The following is a 21,294-nucleotide window of genomic DNA, read 5'->3' as shown; positions in this document are numbered from 1 at the left end:
CTGCCTTTAGGACTGTTACCATATCCTTAAATGTATCTGGATACACGCCACACAAGCGTTTTAACTCTGTTGGCTTTAAAGTTTTTACTTGTTCGTAAGTCATCTTTCAATCTTAACTCTTGGACTATTTTATCCTATTTTGTCTAGACTTATGCAAGAGATCTATTGAAAATGTTCTTAATAGTAGTTTATACAATGAAGGTTTTTTGTCAAAACATCTTGGGGAATGTAAAAATATATAAAAGTATATGAAGATGTGCGGAATGTCGGCCCTGTCTGTGGAGATTTTAGATAGATAGTTTGATATTCAACAAGGGGAAAATGGCATGAACACAAATCACAACCAGAGTTATGGCCGGTTGAAATGGAAAGCGGTGTCGGCGCGGGAGGCCCAGCACCTGAACGAGCAGGGAGTTTCATCGTCAATCCCCCAGGGGCCGAAATTCCTTAAAGAGCTACCCCCCGATAGCGCAGTGTACGAGCCGAAGCAGCCGATCACAAAGAAACTTAAAAAGCTCATCGACGATTACGCCTATGGGGGAGCCTTCCAGAGCGCGATCTTGAAGGTAAGACAACAGCGCATCCCCGAACTCGATCGGATACACAACCTCTACCAATTTTACTATTACATCGATGCCCTGGTAACGTGGATCCCCGGATTGCGGGTCTGGGAATGGCAGGGCGACATTTACCACGAACGCACAGATTATCTGCACCTGACGCAGTTCTATTACTACTTCAACCAACCCGAACTCGTCTCCCTGCAAAGCCCCATCGCTCCCTTTACCGGCGAGGCTCTCACACCGCTATCCCTCTGGCTTCGGGAATTTGCGGTCGAATGGGGCGAATTTCTCGACACACCCGAATCGGCCAACCATCTCGTAACCTATAAGTTCGGGCCGGAATATACCTACCAGGACTACAATGGGGGCGAAAACGGGATCGAGAACTACAAGACATTCAACGAGTGGTTTTCCAGGACTTTCAAGGATATCAATCGACAGCGCCCAGTCGCCCAGCCAGACGATCCTCGGATTATCGTCTTCCCAGCCGAGTCCACTTTTGTCGGCCAATGGACTATCACCACTCGGGTGGGCGAGCCGATGCCCGCAGAGTCCTCAATCGTGGTCAAGCACGTCGAATGGCCTATCCCGGAACTGTTAAAGGGTTCCAAGTATGCCCAGGATTTCGAGGGCGGCATTTTCGTCCACAGCTTTCTCAATGTCTTTGACTATCACCGGCAGCACGCCCCGGCAGCGGGCAGGATAATTGAGGCCAAATTTATCCCGGGACAGGTTTACCTGGATGTCCAACTTGATCTACTCGATGCTGAGGGACGTGCCGTTGAAAACTCATCCTTGGCCAACGTGGCCATGCCGCACCGTTATCTGGATGCACAGGATGCCACCGACTATCAGTTTGTGCAGTGCCGTGGGCTTTTTGTCCTGGAAACCGCTATCGGCAAGATCGCCGTACTGCCCATTGGAATGGCACAAGTATCGTCCGTTGTGTTCGTCAAACCAGGGACGCAGGAACTTATCCGTCTTACCAAACAGGAAAAGAAGGGGCGATCTTATGATGAGCAGGTGGCACTGATCAACGAGAAGGTGCGCCAGGAGGTGGTGGGAAAAACGGTGTCGAAGGGCGAGATGATCTCGACTTTCCTCTTCGGCGGCTCCGACATCGTGATGGTATTCGAGCGTCAGTCCAACGTCAACATCACGGCTACGGTAGGTGTTCACTATCCGGTGCGGAGTCAGTACGCCTATTCAAATATCGCCAAACTGCTGTCGTTTTGATCGTGCTTCGCTGTTCTATACTGGCGGAACCTGTCATCTCCAGGGTTCCTTCCAGCCGACATTTTAGGTAAAGTTCCAATATGAAAGATCAAGCCAATTCCCTGTATGAATCGGACTTCTATGGGTGGACAGAGCTACAAGCGAAAGCTCTGGCCAACCGACAGGTAGAAGCTCTGGACTGGCAAAACTTACGGGAGGAAATCATTTCCTTGGGTAAACAAGAATATCGAGAACTGGTGAGCCGTCTAACCGTTTTGGTAGGACATCTTCTCAAATGGGAATATCAGCCGGATAAACGTTCTCGCAGCTGGTTTTTGACGATTAGAGAACAGAGACGAGGGATCAGACGGCATCTAGAGGGTAATCCTAGTTTAAAATCCCAGATACCGACGGCTTTATCCGATGCTTTTGAGGCCGGAGTCGATTTGGCTTTGCGGGAAACGGATTTACCGATACGGACTTTTCCCTCTCACTGTCCCTTCACCTTCGAGAACATCATGGCCGACCATTTCCTCTGCGATACGAGTCAGGATTGGCCGTAAATTTAACGGTTATACCGCCTCAACGGGTATCTGTATCTCAACAAGTAATTTAAATACGCAGGCAGCTGATTCTTTTTTTTACTCTCTCCCTTCAATAATTTTAATTTCTTCCTCGCTTAATCCATAGAGTTTATAAACAATTAGATCGATTAATTCATCGGTGGCGCTTAATTGTTGTTTTAGGGGCAAAAGTTTATCTAGACTGGTTTGATATTCTTTTTCTATGGTTTCCTTTATTTGACGATCGAGTAAGTTAACGCTAATTTTCTTTTTGTTCTTTTTCAGTATCTCCCACAGTTGATCCAAGCTAAGATGAGGTTCGCTTTTTTGGTAGTCACCGAGATAGTTTTGGATTTTTGATTTGTTGGTTAAATTATCGATCGCACTGCCGATTATTCTCTCTAAATATCTTAAAAAGCTTTTGATTTCTTTTTGTTTTTCCCGATTTATCTCGATCATCTGTTCTGCTAAGTAGGCCAGAATATCATGGACTATATCGGTTTCCTCTCTCCTAATATGTTCCTCGATTTCTTTTAATATTTCTTGCTTTTCTTGATAACTTTTGATAAGTTTCTCTAAACTCTGTTGACGGCGATCGCTTTTGGTGTTAAAAGATATTTTTCGGATCGGTATTGAGGCAAAATCATCTAATAAAATTTGAGGAAATGTATCTTCTTCTTGAATTGCAAACTTTTTTCTAAAAACAAATCCCGTTAATTTACTATTTAAAATAGCCAATAGTGATTTCAAGTTATAATTAACACTATCTTTCAACTTTACTACATATAATAGAGTATTACTATAAGCTTCTTCTTGATAAAAACATCCTAACAGTCTAGAGTCAACAACTTTTCTAAATAACAATCTATCCTGACAGAATAGTTCTTTATTTCTTGGTTCTGCTAACCATTTACCCCACTTGATCCAATTATTATGATACCAATCAATCGAATACCTTTGAATTGATTGACCTTCAAAAAATGGGGCATAGCTTTCATCTACTTTATTGTTATTTGTAAAGGGTTTAATCTCCATTACTTCTGTCGTTTGAGGAGGATGACCTTTCCCTTTTTGGTATGCTTTAAGACCATAATTTATGGCAGTTATTTGTTTTAGATCATTACTACAATCATTTATTTTATCTAAAATCACCAATTCTGATGACGAAAGGTAAGGATTGATAATATGTTCATGAAAACTCAACCAGTAATCTTGATTTCTCAAAAGTTGTTTAGTGTTACTATTTGATATTTCATTAATAACGTCTTTTTTTAGAAAAGTTGTGACTAACGTTTCGTGAGATTGAGAGTTAGGGGTTTTTTGTATAACATAAATTGTTGTATCAACTGTGGCACTCTTAAAAACAGTTCTCGGCAGTGCAACAATATTTTTTATAATTCCATTTTTTAAGAAATGAATTCTTAAATTTTCCGTAAAATCAAGATACATCCAGTTGTCGGGAACTATTAGGGAAACTACACCTCCTAATTCTATTAAAAAATTAAAAGTTTTCTCCATAAAAGCAACATAACTCTCAACTCGATAACTAATGCAGTGGTAGGATTCTTTGAAATAAGTTATCTCATTGTTATTAAAAGGTGAACCATAAGGAGGATTACCGATTACTGCATCAAAACCGGGGTTATCCTTCCAAGAAGCGGAATCAAGATCGATAAAAACTTCAGGAAATTCCAGATCCCAATGAAAAAAGCGCTTACTTTTATATAAACTAGCTGCTTGGTCTAAAATTCCTTGATCTGATCGGGGTATCTTATCCCAATTAATTGCCGATATATTACCACCGTAGCGCTGCAGAAACTCGATAGCAGTTTTAACCCCAAAAAAGCGAGAAAGGAAAACATCTAATAAACGCTTGTAGGGTTTAGCTTGACTATCAAAATCACGGAATAACTGTTCACTTGCTTCCACTTCAGCAAAAGTCGCATCGCTGAGGGTACTAATTCCCCGCATAATTTCTGCTGCCCGAAGCAACCCAACAAAAGGGCCAGTTAAAAGAGTTAATTGACCACTTTCCTCCTCGATCATAGCGGCTTCTGCGTCCTTGGCGGTAGTTCCGATCAGAGAATTACCACAACGTAAATGATGATCCAAAAAACTCAAAGGTGCGCCCACTGTGAAAGAATGTAACCAGAGACTAACTTTGGCCAATTCTACGGCCATCGGATTGATATCCACCCCATAAATACAGCGCTTCATCACCACTCTCTGTAATAATTGCGTTGGTTCAAGGGTGGGAGAATCGAGAATAATTCCCTGTTGTCGGAGATTGTCGATAATATTTTGTCGGGTGGTTTCCAACATGGTTAAAACGGGATTATCTTCGGGATAAAGATTGAGAATCTGGATTAACTCATCGGTGAGATAGTCCACTGCTTCTACTAAAAAATGTCCGCTTCCCATGGCGGGGTCACAGAGTTTAAGATCAAGTAAGGTAGCGATCGCTTTTTTTTCTAAGCGTTGTAGCTCTTTTTCTAGTCCCTGCTGACTGAGATTTCCTAAACGTCTATCGCTGCTTTCTTGTCTTCGGGTGGCGATTTCTGTCATCACATCCCCGAACTGTCGCGCTCTTTGCTCTAAAATTGGTTTGAGGGTATGACTGACAATATATTTAACAATATAATCGGGAGTGTAATAGGAACCGGTGGCTTTTCTTTCTCCCCGATCATTTTCCAGATGCACCGATTCCCCCTCAATCACGATGCGATATTCCAGTAATCCTTCGTAAATTGATCCTAACTGTCGCACACCTAAAAAACTATAGTCGATCGGCTGTCCCTCAAAACGTGCTAACTTGTCTAGGATGGGCGCTAAAACCGCATCGGATAACTTATATTGACCGAGAAAACAATTCACCCGGCCTTCTTCCATGTCAAATAAACCCCCGTTGTAACGAGGTACGGCTAAATTAGCATCCCCTCGATCGACAATGCGAAATAAACTGAGGAGAGCATCGTATATTCCCGTCGAGGTGCCACTAAAGACCTGCTGACGATCGATTTTAACGGCAATTTCTCGCGTCTTTTGCAATAAGCTGTAATCGCGATAGTCTCCCCTCACCGGCAGCAAGTCCCGCGCTTCTGCGTAGAGTAGAAATAATAATTTATACAGCAGGGATAAACTCGCCTCGTACAATAAATCTGGCTGTATGTCTGTATTTAATGATACAAAACCCTTAGAAATATCGGGAAAAATGCGATCAAAGACTAACTCTTTTAACTCGTTACCCACTCTAGTGGCATAGGTGGTACTTCCCTCCCGGACCCGTTCAAGGAAATTCTGACCGTGAATATCCTTAATAAAAGCCTCTTGACGGAAAAATAACCAGAAATACCGAAATTTTTGCCGGTCTCCCCCTTCTAATAGTTCCATCAAGTCCACTAGATAAAATTCCGTGGCTGTGGAGGACGCTTGACGATAATATAAGCGCCATTCTCGACCATTGGTGAGAATACCCCAATCTACTCCCGTCCCCGTCAGATAATTGGTGATCTGAAAGGAAGGATTACTATTTTTCCAGATATCTCGCTGATCATTCTTAGAAACGTCACTAAGAGAACGTTGCCAGTATTTGGCCTCAGCGATCGCTAAAACTTGACTATAAAAGGCTCTTTCATTATTCTGGAGAGCATAGGCCTGATAACGGTCATTTTCTGTGGCAAATAGGGCATAATCTGGCCTTTCTGACCTTCCTTTTCCCCTACTGCTTACCTGCGGTATATAACTAAAACCGAGAATTTCTAGAATCGGTTGTATTAATTCTGCTTCCGTTTGCGCTTCGTTAAGAGTCGGCAAAATCGCCTTTTTTTGTTGATAAAGACTCTCTAAGCGGCCAAATGCCACCGATACATCCTCTTGCCATTCCCCAGAATCCGGCAGCCGATGCTCAAGATAGTGTTGAGAAAAAAGTGGTTTATTGCCCGTTTGTCCTGACATGACCGATTATCCTAACATTGAGGGTATCTAGCCTAAAAATGAAGGGTTCGCAGGCAGGCACGGATTCCCATTATATAAAAAGTATATGTCAAGTCTCCGATTTTGTCAAGAGTTTTGGCCAAAAAAAATCGCCTCTGGGAGGCGGAGGTGAAAGGTATCACCCCAGAGAAATAATTAAACGCCAAAAGACTTACCACAGCCACAGGTTTGACTGGCGTTGGGATTAGTGAATTGGAAACCACCGCCGATCATCGCGTTGCTGTAATCTAACATGAGACCGTAGAGATAGAGCAGACTTTTTTTATCAGAGACAATTTTAAAGCCATCGTAATCGAAAACCTCATCTTGGGGGCCAATATTGCTAGGATGCTCAAAATCCATCATATAGGACATTCCCGAACAACCCCCCTGACGCACACCCACGCGCAGACATAAATCCTTGCCCTGTTGCTCTTTGAGCGTGGTAAGGTGTTTGAGGGCAGCCTCACTGAGTAAAATTCCTTTTCCTTGAATCTGAGTAGCTTGTGTCATCTTTAGCAGGAACTCCTAAACGCAGTTGAAGGGGACATATAAAACTTTACCTTCTCCTATCCATCTTAACGATAGTTGAGGGCTGTTGACTGAATTGCTGTTTACTTTTCCCAGCCTCTCAGGGGTTATAGGGCAAAAAAAGCAAAAAACTGGGATTATTAATTAAATAGGGTTGCCAGAGACGACTAGATTCTTGAAACAAACCCTAGAGCCATTCTCAGCCGATTTTCATCACCCAACGGACAGGACAGCGCTGCCTTGGGGATGCCGAAAAAGCAGCCGGAAAAGAGCCAAAGAAATTCACTTTTCTAAGCGGAGATTAGTGCCGCTGCTATCGGTGCGATAAACCCAAGTTTTTTGCTTATAAGTCAGAATAATTCGCCATCCTTGCACCAGTGCTTGAGTACAAAATTCCCCCGGTTTAGCTAATCCTAAACAACCATCGGGCCAGGTTTTTGGTTGTGATGCTTGGATTTGTAAGCGATTAACCGATATCTTGGTTTTCCGACTCAAATCTTGACGGGTAGCGGCGATGACCGAATTAGGTGGCTCAGGAGATGCTAAACTGGGTGGCACTAAGAGGAGAGAAAGCAGAGTCATTAGCATTAAAGTGCCAGTTGCTCCCTGAATAATTCTCGTTTTACCGATTGGTACTTGCTGGCTTTGGCTAAAATTTTTTCTAGATATCATATTTAGTGCCGCCTCTTTCCAGGGGGTGATAGTCTGAGCAAATTTTCCTGTTTATCATCAGTGTCAGATCCCCCCGCCTATCGGCACCCCCCTTATCAAGGGGGGCAGGGGGGATCGAACCTAAAATCCATTTTTAATTTAATTATAACCAGCTACTTATGTTCCCGCTCTGGTTTTCGAGCAGCGGCAGCAGTCAATGTCGGTTTTCGTTGTCATCTCCTGAAAACTTCCGTCTTTTTAAGGGGCGATGGCGATTAGAATAGATGAGGATGAACTATCTTAGATGGATGGACTTATGTTATCTTTTTTCCTCCGTTGGTTGATTACCGCCGTCTCTTTATTGATTACAGCGCGAATAGTACCCGGTATAGAAATTAAAGATTTTACCGTGGCTTTGATAGCTGCTGTCGCTTTGGGTTTAATTAATGCTATTATTAGACCCCTGTTGATTCTTTTTACCCTGCCTTTAACTATTTTGACCCTAGGGTTATTTATTTTTGTGGTCAATGCCATTTCCTTTTCTTTAGCCTCCTATTTTATCCCTGGTTTTCAGGTAGAATCATTCTTTGCCGCTTTATTCGGTTCGATCGTGGTTTCGATCATTTCAGGAGTTTTAAATGGCATTTTCGTTGACTAAAGTGGGCAAAATTCGCTTGTTTAAAACAGCTTGGCTTACTCTGATTGATTAATTTCTGATCTAGAGACGTTGCTATAATCAACGTCTCTCTATTTTTTTGGGTATGAGTAAATCTCTACTGATTTGCTTTGGCTTTTGTCGTTAAAAATCAGGAAAATTTAATCCCAAGATTCCTATCTCAAGCAGCCAGAGCAAGTTCAATTACTGTTAAAATAAATGGAATTGTTGAGCTAAGTAGATTAACTAATCTCCAGTCAGTTTTTCTTGATTCCCCCCCACCCTACACCCTGATCACTAAAAATCGATGAACCAATTAAACTTAGAAGTTGCGGGAAAAAAAGAACGTTTAGATGCTTGGATGGGGTCACAATTGCCCGATTTATCGAGATCGAGGCTGCAAAAACTGATAGAACAGGGATATATACAGTTAAACGGTCAAATTTGCACTAATAAAAATACTAAAGTTGGTCAAGGCGATCGCTTAAAGATTACCATTCCCGACATTCAACCCCTCGAATTAACCGCCGAGGCGATCGAGCTTGATATTCTTTACGAAGACGAATATCTGATTATCATCAATAAACCGGCCGATTTAGTGGTTCATCCGGCCCCCGGTCACGAATCGGGAACCTTGGTCAACGCTTTACTGCATCACTGCCCAAATTTAGCCGGAATTGGTGGAATTCAACGCCCCGGCATAGTCCACCGCTTAGATAAGGATACCACGGGTGCGATCGTTATTGCCAAAACCGACCAGGCCCATCAACACCTACAGGCACAATTAAAAACCAAAACTGCACGCCGGGAATATATGGCCCTTGTCCACGGTGTCCCTAAAAGCGAAACAGGTACAATTGATCTGCCGATCGGTCGTCACCGTAGCGATCGCCAAAAGATGGCTATTATTGCCGTGGAAAAAGGAGGTAGAAATGCCGTCACCCACTGGCAAGTCAAGGAAAGACTAGGCAACTACACCTTAATGGAATTTCGCCTAGAAACTGGCAGAACTCATCAAATCCGCGTTCATAGCAGCCATATCGGTCATCCGATTCTTGGGGATCCCCTCTATAGTTCCGGTCGTTCCATCGGAATTAATCTACCCGGACAATTACTCCACGCCTATCGTTTAATCTTAATACATCCGGTCACGGGAGAGAGCCTAGAAGCGATCGCTCCCTTACCCGCTATTTTCCCGAAAGTTTTAGCTATTTTACGCCAGAGAAACCCCTAGCGCACAAATTGCGGCATAATCTCCGCTGCTGTCCATAATCCGTAGATACCGCGACGATGCAGGGAAACCCCCGCTTTCAGATAACCGAAAGCGGGCCCACAGACATTAGCCGCCATACTGGTTTCATCACCTAAAGTGAAGGTATGGGTGGAAATTTTGCCTTCAAAAGTCCGCCCCGTGACCTTAACATTGGTACTTAAAGGCTTTTTCGGGTTGCGCGTATCCACCACACCCCCGACGGAAACGAGATCGCGTCCACAAATTCCAGCCAATTCCAGCATAATATCGTCCGCGTGTTCCATATTTTCGAGGCTAAGAATGCCATTGGTTTTATTTAACAGCATTTCCACTTCCGCATCACTCATCTGGTGGGCTGTTTCTGGGTTGTAACCGGGTAAATGGGCGATATCTTCGCGAATAGTGGCACGATAAGCCTCCCAGTTGGCAATTCCCACGCCAAAGGTAATTTTAACGCTATGAATCTCCGCATAACTCTGGGCAGCTAGGGCAGCGGCCGCAGTTAACAGTCCGGGGGTAGCACCGCAGCCGGTCATGTAGGTGATGCCGGCGGCTTCTAGGTCTGCTTGTAGTGCTAAGATTTGTTCCATGGCGCTGGTACGTTTGAGAGCATCGACTAAAACCCCGCGCCAACCTAAGCGAATGAAAGTTTTAGCGATATCGGCCATGAAATTGTTAGGTAAATTCGGTAAGGCGAGAAAATAGCCCTCTACGTCGGCAGTTTTGATTAATTCCTCGATACTGTTCTGGCTGAGACTGCCGTAATTTTCCAGATAACCGATCGAACCCTGGTCATGATAAATTTTGTTACAGGTATTGACATCTAGACCGTCTTTGTGGTATGCAAAACCAGCTTTATCGGCGGCGGCAGTCCAAAGCATTTCCTGTTTGGGGGCGAGAATTCTGGCGGCAGCCTGTCCCAAACCACCAAAACCTAAAACACCGATCCGAAGGCGATCGCTGGCTATTTGTTTATTCATATCTGTTCTGATTCCTATAGACAAAATTCTATGATCTCGGCGGTCGTGGTTCGCCGTTGCATCTCCTTTATTTTCAATTTATCGTTTCAGGTCGTCTTTTTTGTGTAGTTTTGTTAAATTATGCCCTCCGGGGATAGGTTCGCCGTTGACGATAAAGAAAAGTTACGCGAAACTTACAAAAAATGAAAGTGGTTGGCCGAGATAATATAAAGTTTTGCTAAAATTTTAACCAGATTGCTACGATTAGCAAACTATCGTAAATTAAAACGATAGGGAGCTTTGCAAACCCCAGATTACGCCGAGAAGACCTATGAGCATGGAAAGCCTAGAGTTTATCATCTATCCCGATGGTCGCGTCATGGAAAAGGTGACAGGCATAGTCGGTTCATCTTGTCAAGAGGTGACGGCGGCGATCGAGGCACAACTCGGGCAGCTGATGTCTCAAGAGAAAACCTCGGATTATTACCATCAAACCGTCAGCCAGTCAGAGAAAGTCAGCAACGCAGCCACTTTTAGCGACTGGTAATTTTTCATTTTTCCCAATCCCTTTATTTAAGCCACTGAAAAGCCATGTCACACTTTAGCAATATCAAAACCAAAATCCGCGATCTATCCTACCTAAAAGCCGCCCTGAGCGATATGGGGATGGAATGGAAAGAGGGTTCCCACCCCGTCAAAGGTTATCAAGGTCAAACTTTAAGCGCAGAGGTGGTAATCGAGCAGGATAACAATTACGATATCGGTTTTCGCTGGAATGGCAACGAGTACGAGTTAGTTGCCGATTTACAATACTGGCAACAACCTCTAACCGTAGAGGGATTTTTAAGAAAAGTAAATCAAGGTTATGCCTACCACACCATCCTGGCAGAAACTGCTAAACAGGGTTTTCAGGTGGCAGCACAGGAAAAAAATACTGATGGTTCTATTCGTCTATTGGTACAACGTTGGAGCGCCTAATGGCTGATTTTTCTCCCGAACGCTCTGGTTTTGAACCAGAGTTAGGGGGATTTCTAAGAGATTCCCCTGATCGCACCGGTTTTGAACCCGAATTGGGTGGTTTACTGCGCCAGAAAGCGGTTTACGTCGATGAGGTCACTTGTATTGGTTGTAAACACTGCGCCCACGTTGCCCCCAATACCTTTTTTATTGAAGGCGAATACGGTCGCTCTCGTGTCTATAATCAGGACGGTGACGAAGAAGAAATTATTCAAGAAGCGATCGAGACTTGTCCAGTTAACTGTATTCACTGGGTTAATTATAATCAGTTGTCATCTCTTGAGGAAGAACGCAAACATCAAGTGATTAAACAGTTAGGTTTTCCTCAGATTCACAAGAAATTTAGCCCCGCAGATTTAGATATCTAGGGTGGATAGGTGCAGCCTCATCCATCCATTATTTCCTAGAAGTCAAGTTTGTTAAGTAAAGAGCCGCTATGTACGTTTTAATTGGTGGGGCGGGAATGATGGGGCTAGGTTTAGCCCAACAACTTTTAGACTTGGGACACACCGTGGCCATCGTTGATGTGGATCCTTTAGCTTGTCGGTTTGCCCGGGAAAAAATTGGTGTCATGGCCTTTGAGGGGAGTGCTGTCAGTACGAAAGTTCTGCTAGAGGCGGGGATTCGACAAGCTAACGCGGTTGTTGCCGCATTGAGGGACGATGCGATGAATCTAGCCCTAGTTACCTTGTCCAGAAGTTATGGCATTTCCCATATTGTGGTGAGAATGTGCGATCGCGAATTTCTCGATGCCTATCGTCTTGCTAGAGCTAGTCACATCATCAGCACGATTGATTTAGCCGTTGTCACTATGGCCAATGCGATCGAATACCCCGAAGTAGAATCGATGATGCACTTTGAACAGGGACAAGTGGAGGTGCTAAAGCTGCCCGTCCCCAAGTATTGTTATGTAGCTGGGCGTACCGTTGCCCAAATCGCTCAAGATGCCAACTTTCCGACCGGTTCGCTGATTATTGGCTATCAGTGTCACCCTTCTGCCAGTTTAGAGATTCCCAACGGCAATACCGTCCTAGAAGCAGACTCAACTATTCTGGTGGTTACTCGTCCGGAATTCGTCAAACCTATGATCGATTACCTCGGCATTCAAACTAATCATCGTCCAACGATAGAAGTTTCTCATCCAAACCTTTAACGTAGGATTGTACCAAGTCTTCCGGTACAATGCGTTTGCGAAGTGCATCGCTCAAGGCTGCTTTCTCAGCGAGGAACAATCGTCGTCGAATGGCATCTAACTGACTGTTGTTAGGCTCCATTTGCCCCGATCGAGACTGGTTATAAGCATCCCGCAGCACCCGTTCCGATACCGCCACTTTTGCCTGATAAGATGCCCACAGTTCTTCGTACACTGCTTTCGGTAAAACGCCAGATTTCAGTAAATTGGCTAACTCATCTTGTGCCGCTTTCGACGCGATCAACTGCAGCTGCAACTGGCCAATCTCCTGGGTTACTGCCGAAACCTGACTAATATTGAGCTTTTTAATTAGCCAAGGTAAGGCTAATCCTTGGATAACCAGAGAAAATAACACAGAGCCAAAGACTAGCTCGATGATCAATTCCCTCCCTGTTAGAGTCAAAGGAATGGCAACCGCTAGGGCCATGGAGAGGGAACCCTTGATGTTGCCCAAAATCAGAATATGTTGCCAGCGCAAGGGGATCGGTCGATCGATCCAGCGAAGTACCCATAGTAAAGAATACACTGACAGAATACGCCCCAATTGATAAGCCAAAATGACCAGCACAATCGATGGCAAGGTTTGCCATAGGGTCAAGGGGTTGATTTCAATGCCAATCAGCAGAAAAATAAAGGTATTGACGATAAAACCGGCATATTCCCAAAAACTGATCAGGGTAATGCGATCGGATGCAGAGGCACTGCGAGGCAGCCCCAAGTTACCAAAGACAAGTCCGGCAATAACTACCGCCACCGCTCCCGATACACCCAAAAACTGCCCGAGTTGAAAAGCTCCCAAGGCAAGTGCAACCGTAAGTAACAGGCTACTCAGCGGATCCCGTAAGCGCACATAGATGGGCAGACACAGGTAGCCTAGGACAGCGCCTACTAATCCCCCACCCAGAGCAACGATCAACACTTCCTTGATGACTTGTGTGGTGCTGATGGTTCCGGTTGCGTAAATCACCAAGAGCAAATTGAAGGTGACGAGTGCGGCTGCATCATTAAATAGTGTTTCCCCTTCCACAATAGTGGAGAGCCTAGAGGGAACCCGAATTTCCTTAAAGACGGCAATTATTGAGACAGTATCGGTATTTGCCAGAATCACTCCCACCAGTAAGGCGGGAATCCAATCTAGCCCCAGCCCGAATTTTACCAAAACTGCAATAATCGCCGCAGAAAAAACCGAGCCTGGTCCTGCGAGCAGTGCGATCGGTTTAAAGGTGCTGCGAAGACGGCTGATATCCGTATTAATCGCCGCTTCAAAAATCAGAATCGGCAGAAAAAGGTTAAGCACTAAAAACGGATCTAAGCCAATACGACGAGATAAAAGATCGGTGATCGGTAATCCTGCTAACACTAAACCTGCCACATAGGAAATGCGTAATCGCTGGGTTACTAGGGCCACAGCAGTGGCAATCAGTAGCAGCAGGATCAAGATAAGAACCAGTTCAGGAATGTCTCCCACCGTTTGGCTGTTCACAGCAGAATTGCTATCGAAGGATTTTTGTTGTGCTGCCCAGGCTACTAATAATTCTCCCCTCATAAGACGATTTTACCGAGAATATAAGAACTTGACTATTGTTCATAATACAAGGTAGGTTATGGCAGTTAGAGCCTTTCTCAGAAAGATGAGGTTAGTTATTGTTGCTAAAATACTTGATGAGTAAGGATTAATCTGTACTTCATCTTTAGGAGAAAGAATGAGAAATTTTCTATTTACCCGGTGATTGTTGTGGGGGAGGGAAAAGTTAGAGGCAATCGGGGCAAAATGATAAGTATTTTATATACAAACACCTTCAATACTTAAAAATATTTCAATTTACAATTGGTAATATTTATTTTTACTCAAGAATTTATTGAGAATAATTTCTATTTATTTACGAGATAGCAATACTTCCAGCGATTCTGGTATAATTTTGCATTATGCTATGGTGGGTTTTTGTGGTCTTTTTTGGACTTTTAAAGGTCTAGCTTGCCTTGAAACCATTGCTAAATCTAGACTTTCCCTTTTAGCCAAACCAAACACTTTCGCCAATTATCCCTTTTTTCCCTAACAACGTTGATCTAATTTTTGTGTAGTTTTGTTGCAAAGTCAAAATTTTTTTGACAAAATGCCTAAATTGTGGTAAAGACGAAATGACGGGATTTAGCATCATTTCTAGTTCCAGTGTTTCCTAAAATCAGAGACTTCGTACCTCACCCTTAAGATAACAGCTAAGTAGGGTTTGTTCAAAAAGGCCTAGTATGGGGTCAGGCAGAAGGCAGCAGTTTAAGGCTTTGTTGCTCTCCTTTTTTGTACCAGTTTGCCTACTACAAGAAGGATAATGCAAGGTTTTTGAAGGTCTCAATCCTATTTTTTAGCACTAATATCGGATTTTAAAAGGTCAAAAGCCTTATTTTAAAAGGGTTATACCATTATCTAGCAAGCCCTAATTACTATAGCGTTTCCTAAGCTAGTGAGGTACACCTATTTTCTTCCCTTTTGCCTTTTGCCTTTTGCCTTTTGCCTAAAACCCATAACTTTTGTACCTCAGCAGACTGAAAAACGCTATATCATAATATTTCTTCTCAAAAAAAGAGGAGAAAAAAGCAAGTTCTGCCTTTCTCTCCTCCAGTCTAGCGATTAATTACATTGGAACAGTAGCCAGTAATCTTGAACTACTATTCACCGCTTTAGTAAGCACCGTTATTTTTGGGAAAAACCACAACACCGATAGTTCTGAAGATTACCCAGATATCGGTTAACCAGTTGCGCGAATTAACGTAATACACATCCATCTGCACCCGCATGGGATAGGGGATGTCATTACGTCCAGAAACTTGCCATAAACCAGTTAAACCGGGGCGAATAGTTAAGACCTTGTCGATGCGATTGCCATATTTCTGCAATTCTTCGGGAACTAAAGGCCGCGGACCGACGACGCTCATATCTCCTCGCAGGACGTTCCAGAATTGGGGAAACTCGTCCAAACTGGTTAAGCGGAGAAACTTGCCAATCCAAGTTATGCGGGGATCGTCCTTGAGCTTGAAATTATCCTCGAATTCCGCCCGCAGTTGGGGGGAGTCTTCCATCAGTCTCTCTAATACCTTATCCGCGTCCATTACCATAGTACGGAACTTGATACAGTTGAAATGCTGGAAGTTTTGACCGACGCGCTTCTGCATATAGAAGACCGGACCGGGGGAACTAATCGCGATCAATAAGGCTAAGATCAAATAAAGCGGCGAAAAGAAAATTAGAACCGATAGGGAGAAAACGATATCGAATAATCGTTTTGAGGTATCGCCGTCTAAAGCTATTAACCAAGATTTTTGATGCCGTCTACCAGAGACCGAAGGTTTGAACCCTCGCTTCATCAAAGCTTGTAGAGCCTTGACGGAGATAAGTTGGCTATTAGCAGTCATCTTACTCCTTCACATCACACACACCACACAGTACCCATGATAAAGCCACAAGACTGAAAAAACAAGTCTTCGGGTCAATAACTGGCACGGGCCATTCTAGAGCCTTTGTACTAAAAAATCTCTAATTAGGGTTTACTGAAAAAGTTTCTTGGTGGAGTCAGCAGTCGGCAGTCAGTAGTCAGGAGATTATTTTTATTTATTCTCCCTTATCCCCACTCCCTGCTCCCCTATGCCTTTCAAACAGGATTTAGTATTGTAGGACGCTTTTGAATCAGCAAAAATTAATTATGCAAGAGGTTTAATAAAAAAAAGAGCATCGGCAAATGATACCCTTTGTGGCTGAATATCTAAGTAGTTACAGATTTGATCCTAAGGATTAAGTATGCTGTTGTCCGCGCTCGTCTGCTGAGTCCATTCGGAACTCGGCGTGAGCTTTTGTCGAACGCTGAGCTCCTGGCCGAAGCCCGAATTTTGGCTCCCGAAAACGAAAACTTTAGACTTCATCATTTAAGATAAATCCCCTACTTAGGCGATGGGTTGTTTCATACTACTTAGTTCTCGAATGCCTAACCAACCGATCAAACTATAGCAAATCGATAGCAACATACTTTGATTACCAATTCTTAACCACTGTTTCAAAGCCTCCAAGTTAGCTTGGCTTTCTGCCTGTTTTCGCCGCTCTTGCAGCTGAGTTTGTAGCTGATTTTTGATCTCATCTAATCGCTGTTTAAATTCCCTCGGGCTTTTGGATAAATCGCGTAAATTAGTTAATTGCTCTCTTTGTTGGCGAAGGGTTTGTAACTGTTCTGTGCTGATCGGTTGTCCTTGGAAACGACCAGTTTCAATCACTTGAGTTCTCTGAGAGATCTGCTGTTCTAATAGTTGGGGATTTTGCGATAGAGTATTTAACTGGGCTAAGAAAGCCTGAATTTGTCCCTCCCCTTGATCAACACCCTGTTCAATTTGAGTCAAAGCGTCGTTTTTAATCTGGTTGATATTATTGATATGAACAGGAATCATCAACAGAAAAACTAAGCCTAACACTGTGGAAAGAATAAAGATCGGCCAACGCAATTCAAAGTGGTATTTCCTAGTAGTGAAATTTTTATTGTTATCGTCAATCCAGTAAGCGATTAAAACGAGAACGATACCCAGAAGAGGAACAATTCCTCGATCGACAAAGGTGGTGACGAAACCTACCTGCCATTGGGATTGACTGAATTGATAGGGCAGCGGCAGGATAAACGCATCCAAAAGGAAGGAAAGAATGAAAACCAATCCCGTTAATTTCAGGGACAAAGAAGTAAAACTGTTCATCGCTGTTTCTGTAATGGTATGTCAATGAATAGATTCATTAGTCTGTTTAAAAGTTCTCGCTGGGGGTTCCCAGACGGATTTTGCCGAGAGGCAATCTGACAAACTGCAATTTCTAATTAACTTTTGCTCAACCTCCCGCTAAACCCTACGCTAAATCGTTCTGCTTGTCAACCTCTTTCGAGAATCGACTCTAGAAATATTACCTCAATATGGCATCGGTAAACCTATCCCTGTCAAAGAATAAAATTTTCCCAAGCTCTCAGACTGGGTTTTCCCTATATCTCTTCCCTAAGACAGAGACTGTCAAAGAATAAAATTTTCCCAAGCTCTCAGATGAGTCCTCAATGGTTAGCCTATAGTAAAGACAGCCCCCCTGAGTTGATAACAAAACCCATGCAGAAATTGGTGGAAGTTTTAGCTGATAAACAAGCTCTGATCGCAAAATCTCTGGCGCTGGTTCTGGAAAAAATCACAACCAGCCTCGACCAACAGGACTATTTTACCATCGCTCTGTCCGGCGGTAGTACCCCGAAACCTCTCTACGAGGCTTTATCCTCTCAACCCCTCGACTGGTCAAAAATTCACGTTTTCTGGGGAGATGAGCGCTACGTTAGTCCCGATCATCCTGACAGTAATCAACGCATGGCCCGGTTAGCATGGCTCGATCGCATACCGATCCCAGCCGCTAATATTCATCCCATGCCCACGGATGAACCCGATCCCCAGCTGGCCGCCCAAAAATACGATGATCATCTCCGCCAATGGTTTGGGGTCAATTCTCCCGATTTTCCCGTTTTTGACCTGATTTTATTGGGAATGGGCGATGATGGTCACACCGCCTCTCTCTTTCCCCACACGGCAGCTTTAACGGTGAGCGATCGCTGTATCACCGTCGGCGAGAAAGACGGCAATCCCCGCTTGACTTTTACCGTTCCCCTGATCAATCAGGCCCGTTGTGTGATCTTTATCGCTGCCGGCGAAAGTAAACGCCCCGCTCTACATCAGATTTTCTCTGCCTATGGTGACTCTTTCTCCTATCCTTCCCGTCTCATCCACCCCCCGGCCGGGGAATTATATTGGTTGCTCGATGCGGCCGCTGGTTCCTCTTTTGTCTAGAGAATAGGGGAATAGGGGAATAGGGAAATGGGGTAATTCAACTAAAACCCCAACACCCCAACACCCCAACACCCCAACACCCCAACACCCAACCCCTAATCTGCTTTTTTACTTTTTACTTTTTACTTTTTCCTGAAAAAATGATCGTTTGTCCTAATTGCGAACATATTAACCCCGATGAGGCCAGTCAATGCGAGGCCTGTTACACTCCCTTGCCGCGGATGTCTTCCTGTCCTAGTTGTGGGGCAACCATCCAAACTGATGCCACCTTTTGCGGTCAGTGTGGCTACAATTTACAGCCTAATTCCGTTCCCATGGTGGCAGCCCAACCCGAATCGGAACCTGAACCCGTCCCACCAGTCCCTACAGCCACCGTCGCCTCGATCGCACCTCCGCCTGTTGCCCCCCCACCGGTTCCGGCTGCCACCCGCTTACAGACGGAAATGGCTAGTCTCCAGCACCTGCAAACCGATAGCAAAATTGAATTACCCTTACATCTATCGGTAATTCATATCGGCAAACCGAACGATCGCATTCCCCCCGATATCGATGTTTCCGGTTTTCCTGATTCTGATATCGTCTCCCGGGTTCATGGCGATATCCGCGTTGAAGGGGGCATCTATTATCTTGAAGACACGGGCAGCGCTAACGGAACCTACGTTAATCACAATCCCCTACCCCCCGGCAATCGTCATCGTCTTCGGGCAGGCGATCGCATTTCCCTCGGTAAAGGCGACAAAATGACTTTTATTTTCCAAATGTCTTAAAAAAGGTTAGGGGTTAGGGATTTAGGGTGATGGGGAAATTTCAGCTAAATTTCCCATTTCCCCACTTCCCCACTTCCCCACTTCCCCATTTCCCCACTGAAAATTATGCGTACAAATTGGCGAATCGGCTCTTTATTGGGCATTCCTCTCTATATTGATTCCTCGTGGTTTTTGATTCTGGCTTTTGTCACCTTGATCAATGCCACCGATGCAGAAATTCAGTCTCTGGCCGCCCATAGTGCTGTTTTAGCGTGGTTGCTGGGTTTAATCATGGCTTTATTGCTATTTATCTCGGTTTTACTCCACGAATTAGGTCATAGTTTAATGGCCCGGTCCCAAGGCATCGAGGTCAATTCCATTACCCTGTTTCTTTTTGGGGGTATGGCCTCGATCGATCGAGAATCTCGGACTCCTCCCGAGGCCCTGCAAGTAGCGATCGCTGGACCCCTCGTCAGTTTTCTCCTGTTTTGTCTCCTCTCCCTAGCCAGTCACTTACCCTATTTAAACGCCAATTTAACCTATATATGCGGGCATTTAGCGATAATTAACCTGTTTTTGGCTCTATTTAATCTTATCCCCGGTTTACCCCTCGATGGGGGTCAAATTTTCAAAGCAATGGTCTGGCAAGCGACTGGCGATCGCTGGAAAGGGTTACATTGGGCTGCGATCAGTGGTCAATTAATCGGTTGGTTGGGGATTATTTTGGGGATTTTCTTGGTTATCTTGAAGGCAGATGTGGGGGGTGCCTGGTTAGGATTAATGGGCTGGTTTATCCTCAGAAATGCCCGCGCCTACGATAATTTAACTAATTTACAGGAAAGTCTCCTCAATTTCACAGCGGGAGAGGTGATGAGCAGACATTTGCGGGTTTTAAACGCCCATCAAACCCTAGAGGAATTCGCCCAAGAATACGTTTTAGACCGAGCGGCTGCCAATACTGCTTATTTTGCCGCTTCCGAGGGACGTTATCGGGGATTAATTCGGGTGGCAGATTTACAGGCGATCGAGCGGAGTTTCTGGTCAGAAAAACAACTGCTTGATATTGCCCATCCCCTCGGGGAAATTGCCACTGTTGAGGAAAAAACCCCCTTAGTGACGGTGGTGCAGAAATTGGAAACCATCCAGGACCCAATGCTCACGGTGTTAACACCGGCCTCCGCCGTAGCGGGAGTAATCGATCGCGGCGATATCCTCAAGGCAATTGCGATTAAATACCAAATTCCCCTAGAGGAAACGGATATTGAACGCGCTCGCGAGGGAGTTTACCCCAGTTATTTGCCCTTAAATGTCATTGCTGCCGCTCTTGACAAGAGTGAACGGCCAAAAATCGGCGAACCGTCCTTAATGTCCTGACCTAGAGAGGATGGAAGATAATAATCTTGAATATGGCTAATCCGAAAATTTCCTCGCTGGTTAACCTGCCACAATTTCCCCGTTTCCACATCTAAACAACTTAACCAGCCTTGGCCGTAGGCCCAAGTATCAATACAAATGGCATGGCCGAGATTAATCGGTTTCCCGCTTTTTTGGCTGGTATGGCCGCAAATCATGGTTTTTCCCGAACTATGGGCGGCGGGATATTGAAATTTCTCCCAAAAGAGTTTGTATTCTGGTTGTCTGGCTAGGGGTAGATGGGGATCGAGACTAGCGTGAACAAATAAATGATTTGCAGTTTCGTAGCTATTTATACAGACTTTTCCTAAAAAATCCCAGTGGGATTCGGGAATTTTAATCAGGTGGCCTTCGCTATAGGATTTTAGAGTAGCTTTACCGCCTTTTTCTAACCAGAGACGCTGTTTAAGGGGGTTATGACGGGCTTGCAGCATGATAATCTCGTGATTACCCTTGAGGGGAATCAAATTTCCCTGTTTGTGTAGGGAAATCAGGCGATCGATCACCCCTTTCGAGTCTCTGCCCTTATTAACGTAATCACCGAGGGTGATTAAAGTATCTTGCGGTTTGGGGTTGACGATCTCTAGCAAGTGATCTAGAGCTTTCGAGCAACCATGAATATCGCCGATCGCTAAGGTTCGCATGAGGATTTAGTAGGGGATTAGGGCATAGGTAGGGTTTGCGGCAAAAAGTTTTTCGTGGGGGCAGGGTGTGGGGTGGGGGG

Annotated in this window: 19 protein-coding genes; 11 read left to right on the top strand and 8 right to left on the bottom strand. The window is 44.4% G+C overall.

The annotated features are described in order from the left end of the window. Window positions 1-326 precede the first annotated feature (326 nt). Together PN470_RS12665 and PN470_RS12660 are read left to right on the top strand one after the other, a co-directional pair. Window positions 327-1,799, top strand: a complete 1,473-nt coding sequence (locus PN470_RS12665) for a phosphatidylserine decarboxylase (RefSeq protein ID WP_271937894.1) — start codon at window positions 327-329, stop codon at window positions 1,797-1,799. Window positions 1,800-1,879: 80 nt separating this feature from the next. Then, window positions 1,880-2,341: a DUF29 domain-containing protein gene (locus tag PN470_RS12660; RefSeq protein ID WP_271937897.1), complete on the top strand. Its 462-nt coding sequence runs from the start codon at window positions 1,880-1,882 to the stop codon at window positions 2,339-2,341. 78 nt (window positions 2,342-2,419) lie between these two features. Here the strand turns inward: PN470_RS12660 and PN470_RS12655 are convergent, their stop codons facing one another. The 3 genes from PN470_RS12655 to PN470_RS12645 form a co-directional block, all read right to left on the bottom strand. After that, window positions 2,420-6,295, bottom strand: a complete 3,876-nt coding sequence (locus PN470_RS12655) for an Eco57I restriction-modification methylase domain-containing protein (RefSeq protein ID WP_272104620.1) — start codon at window positions 6,293-6,295, stop codon at window positions 2,420-2,422. A gap of 174 nt (window positions 6,296-6,469) precedes the next feature. Continuing rightward, window positions 6,470-6,826 carry an iron-sulfur cluster assembly accessory protein gene (locus tag PN470_RS12650; protein ID WP_002732517.1) on the bottom strand — a complete coding sequence of 119 codons (357 nt, stop codon included), beginning with the start codon at window positions 6,824-6,826 and terminating at the stop codon, window positions 6,470-6,472. 300 nt (window positions 6,827-7,126) lie between these two features. Beyond that, entirely contained in the window at window positions 7,127-7,516 is a 390-nt protein-coding gene (locus PN470_RS12645) for a hypothetical protein (RefSeq protein ID WP_272104619.1), read from the bottom strand. 295 nt (window positions 7,517-7,811) lie between these two features. Between PN470_RS12645 and PN470_RS12640 the strand changes: the two genes are divergently transcribed. Next, window positions 7,812-8,153 carry a phage holin family protein gene (locus PN470_RS12640; RefSeq protein ID WP_002773195.1) on the top strand — a complete coding sequence of 114 codons (342 nt, stop codon included), beginning with the start codon at window positions 7,812-7,814 and terminating at the stop codon, window positions 8,151-8,153. 304 nt (window positions 8,154-8,457) lie between these two features. Further along, window positions 8,458-9,384, top strand: coding sequence for an RluA family pseudouridine synthase (locus PN470_RS12635; protein ID WP_272104618.1), 927 nt, complete (start codon window positions 8,458-8,460; stop codon window positions 9,382-9,384). Here PN470_RS12635 and bioU read toward each other — a convergent pair. Continuing rightward, window positions 9,381-10,382 (bottom strand): (S)-8-amino-7-oxononanoate synthase BioU, encoded by a 1,002-nt coding sequence (gene bioU, locus PN470_RS12630; protein WP_272104617.1) that lies wholly within the window; start codon window positions 10,380-10,382, stop codon window positions 9,381-9,383. The genes PN470_RS12635 and bioU overlap by 4 nt on opposite strands. A gap of 310 nt (window positions 10,383-10,692) precedes the next feature. Between bioU and PN470_RS12625 the strand changes: the two genes are divergently transcribed. The 4 genes from PN470_RS12625 to PN470_RS12610 all read left to right on the top strand — a co-directional run bounded on the left by PN470_RS12625 (window position 10,693) and on the right by PN470_RS12610 (window position 12,531). Further along, window positions 10,693-10,908, top strand: coding sequence for a DUF2997 domain-containing protein (locus PN470_RS12625; protein ID WP_002752708.1), 216 nt, complete (start codon window positions 10,693-10,695; stop codon window positions 10,906-10,908). A gap of 44 nt (window positions 10,909-10,952) precedes the next feature. Continuing rightward, complete coding sequence (locus PN470_RS12620; RefSeq protein WP_069475433.1) at window positions 10,953-11,339, top strand: DUF1257 domain-containing protein; 387 nt, start codon at window positions 10,953-10,955, stop codon at window positions 11,337-11,339. Next, entirely contained in the window at window positions 11,339-11,746 is a 408-nt protein-coding gene (locus PN470_RS12615) for a ferredoxin (RefSeq protein ID WP_002747586.1), read from the top strand. Before PN470_RS12620 ends, PN470_RS12615 begins: the two co-directional genes overlap by 1 nt. Window positions 11,747-11,814: 68 nt before the next feature. Next, window positions 11,815-12,531, top strand: a complete 717-nt coding sequence (locus PN470_RS12610; protein ID WP_123229943.1) for a potassium channel family protein — start codon at window positions 11,815-11,817, stop codon at window positions 12,529-12,531. Here PN470_RS12610 and PN470_RS12605 read toward each other — a convergent pair. The 3 genes from PN470_RS12605 to PN470_RS12595 all read right to left on the bottom strand — a co-directional run bounded on the left by PN470_RS12605 (window position 12,488) and on the right by PN470_RS12595 (window position 17,295). After that, window positions 12,488-14,116 carry a cation:proton antiporter gene (locus PN470_RS12605; protein WP_272104616.1) on the bottom strand — a complete coding sequence of 543 codons (1,629 nt, stop codon included), beginning with the start codon at window positions 14,114-14,116 and terminating at the stop codon, window positions 12,488-12,490. The genes PN470_RS12610 and PN470_RS12605 overlap by 44 nt on opposite strands. Before the next feature lie 1,130 nt (window positions 14,117-15,246). After that, the gene (locus PN470_RS12600; protein ID WP_002752714.1) at window positions 15,247-15,978 is read right to left on the bottom strand and encodes a sugar transferase; all 732 of its coding nucleotides are present in this window, start codon (window positions 15,976-15,978) and stop codon (window positions 15,247-15,249) included. A 525-nt stretch (window positions 15,979-16,503) separates the two neighbouring features. Continuing rightward, on the bottom strand, window positions 16,504-17,295 hold the full coding sequence (locus PN470_RS12595) for an HpsJ family protein (RefSeq protein WP_272104615.1): 792 nt from the start codon (window positions 17,293-17,295) through the stop codon (window positions 16,504-16,506). A gap of 393 nt (window positions 17,296-17,688) precedes the next feature. Here PN470_RS12595 and pgl point away from each other — a divergent pair, with 393 nt between their 5' ends. The 3 genes from pgl (at window position 17,689) to PN470_RS12580 (ending at window position 20,531) form a co-directional block, all read left to right on the top strand. Further along, complete coding sequence (pgl, locus tag PN470_RS12590; RefSeq protein WP_103113406.1) at window positions 17,689-18,411, top strand: 6-phosphogluconolactonase; 723 nt, start codon at window positions 17,689-17,691, stop codon at window positions 18,409-18,411. Window positions 18,412-18,551: 140 nt separating this feature from the next. Beyond that, window positions 18,552-19,178 carry an FHA domain-containing protein gene (locus PN470_RS12585; protein ID WP_271937917.1) on the top strand — a complete coding sequence of 209 codons (627 nt, stop codon included), beginning with the start codon at window positions 18,552-18,554 and terminating at the stop codon, window positions 19,176-19,178. A gap of 105 nt (window positions 19,179-19,283) precedes the next feature. Then, window positions 19,284-20,531 carry a site-2 protease family protein gene (locus tag PN470_RS12580; RefSeq protein WP_272104614.1) on the top strand — a complete coding sequence of 416 codons (1,248 nt, stop codon included), beginning with the start codon at window positions 19,284-19,286 and terminating at the stop codon, window positions 20,529-20,531. Here the strand turns inward: PN470_RS12580 and PN470_RS12575 are convergent. Beyond that, window positions 20,450-21,214, bottom strand: coding sequence for a metallophosphoesterase family protein (locus PN470_RS12575; protein WP_016515626.1), 765 nt, complete (start codon window positions 21,212-21,214; stop codon window positions 20,450-20,452). The two genes, PN470_RS12580 and PN470_RS12575, sit on opposite strands and share 82 nt — an antisense overlap. Between the last annotated feature and the right edge of the window lie 80 nt (window positions 21,215-21,294).

It is taken from the genome of Microcystis sp. CS-574, assembly GCF_028329095.1.
In the GTDB taxonomy this organism is placed as follows: domain Bacteria; phylum Cyanobacteriota; class Cyanobacteriia; order Cyanobacteriales; family Microcystaceae; genus Microcystis; species Microcystis ichthyoblabe_A.
Note: the sequence above shows the minus strand (reverse complement) of the source record. Positions and strands in the feature narration are given on the sequence as shown.

Bases quoted from the DNA above. Each gene is read 5' to 3' on its own strand.
- PN470_RS12600 (WP_002752714.1), bottom strand. From the start codon at position 15,978: ATGACTGCTAATAGCCAACTTATCTCCGTCAAGGCTCTACAAGCTTTG.
- PN470_RS12640 (WP_002773195.1), top strand. From the start codon at position 7,812: ATGTTATCTTTTTTCCTCCGTTGGTTGATTACCGCCGTCTCTTTATTG.
- PN470_RS12660 (WP_271937897.1), top strand. From the start codon at position 1,880: ATGAAAGATCAAGCCAATTCCCTGTATGAATCGGACTTCTATGGGTGG.
- PN470_RS12595 (WP_272104615.1), bottom strand. From the start codon at position 17,295: ATGAACAGTTTTACTTCTTTGTCCCTGAAATTAACGGGATTGGTTTTC.
- PN470_RS12585 (WP_271937917.1), top strand. From the start codon at position 18,552: ATGATCGTTTGTCCTAATTGCGAACATATTAACCCCGATGAGGCCAGT.
- bioU (WP_272104617.1), bottom strand. From the start codon at position 10,382: ATGAATAAACAAATAGCCAGCGATCGCCTTCGGATCGGTGTTTTAGGT.
- PN470_RS12580 (WP_272104614.1), top strand. From the start codon at position 19,284: ATGCGTACAAATTGGCGAATCGGCTCTTTATTGGGCATTCCTCTCTAT.
- PN470_RS12645 (WP_272104619.1), bottom strand. From the start codon at position 7,516: ATGATATCTAGAAAAAATTTTAGCCAAAGCCAGCAAGTACCAATCGGT.
- PN470_RS12575 (WP_016515626.1), bottom strand. From the start codon at position 21,214: ATGCGAACCTTAGCGATCGGCGATATTCATGGTTGCTCGAAAGCTCTA.
- PN470_RS12625 (WP_002752708.1), top strand. From the start codon at position 10,693: ATGAGCATGGAAAGCCTAGAGTTTATCATCTATCCCGATGGTCGCGTC.
- PN470_RS12605 (WP_272104616.1), bottom strand. From the start codon at position 14,116: ATGAGGGGAGAATTATTAGTAGCCTGGGCAGCACAACAAAAATCCTTC.
- PN470_RS12620 (WP_069475433.1), top strand. From the start codon at position 10,953: ATGTCACACTTTAGCAATATCAAAACCAAAATCCGCGATCTATCCTAC.
- PN470_RS12615 (WP_002747586.1), top strand. From the start codon at position 11,339: ATGGCTGATTTTTCTCCCGAACGCTCTGGTTTTGAACCAGAGTTAGGG.
- PN470_RS12650 (WP_002732517.1), bottom strand. From the start codon at position 6,826: ATGACACAAGCTACTCAGATTCAAGGAAAAGGAATTTTACTCAGTGAG.
- PN470_RS12655 (WP_272104620.1), bottom strand. From the start codon at position 6,295: ATGTCAGGACAAACGGGCAATAAACCACTTTTTTCTCAACACTATCTT.
- pgl (WP_103113406.1), top strand. From the start codon at position 17,689: ATGCAGAAATTGGTGGAAGTTTTAGCTGATAAACAAGCTCTGATCGCA.
- PN470_RS12610 (WP_123229943.1), top strand. From the start codon at position 11,815: ATGTACGTTTTAATTGGTGGGGCGGGAATGATGGGGCTAGGTTTAGCC.
- PN470_RS12665 (WP_271937894.1), top strand. From the start codon at position 327: ATGAACACAAATCACAACCAGAGTTATGGCCGGTTGAAATGGAAAGCG.
- PN470_RS12635 (WP_272104618.1), top strand. From the start codon at position 8,458: ATGAACCAATTAAACTTAGAAGTTGCGGGAAAAAAAGAACGTTTAGAT.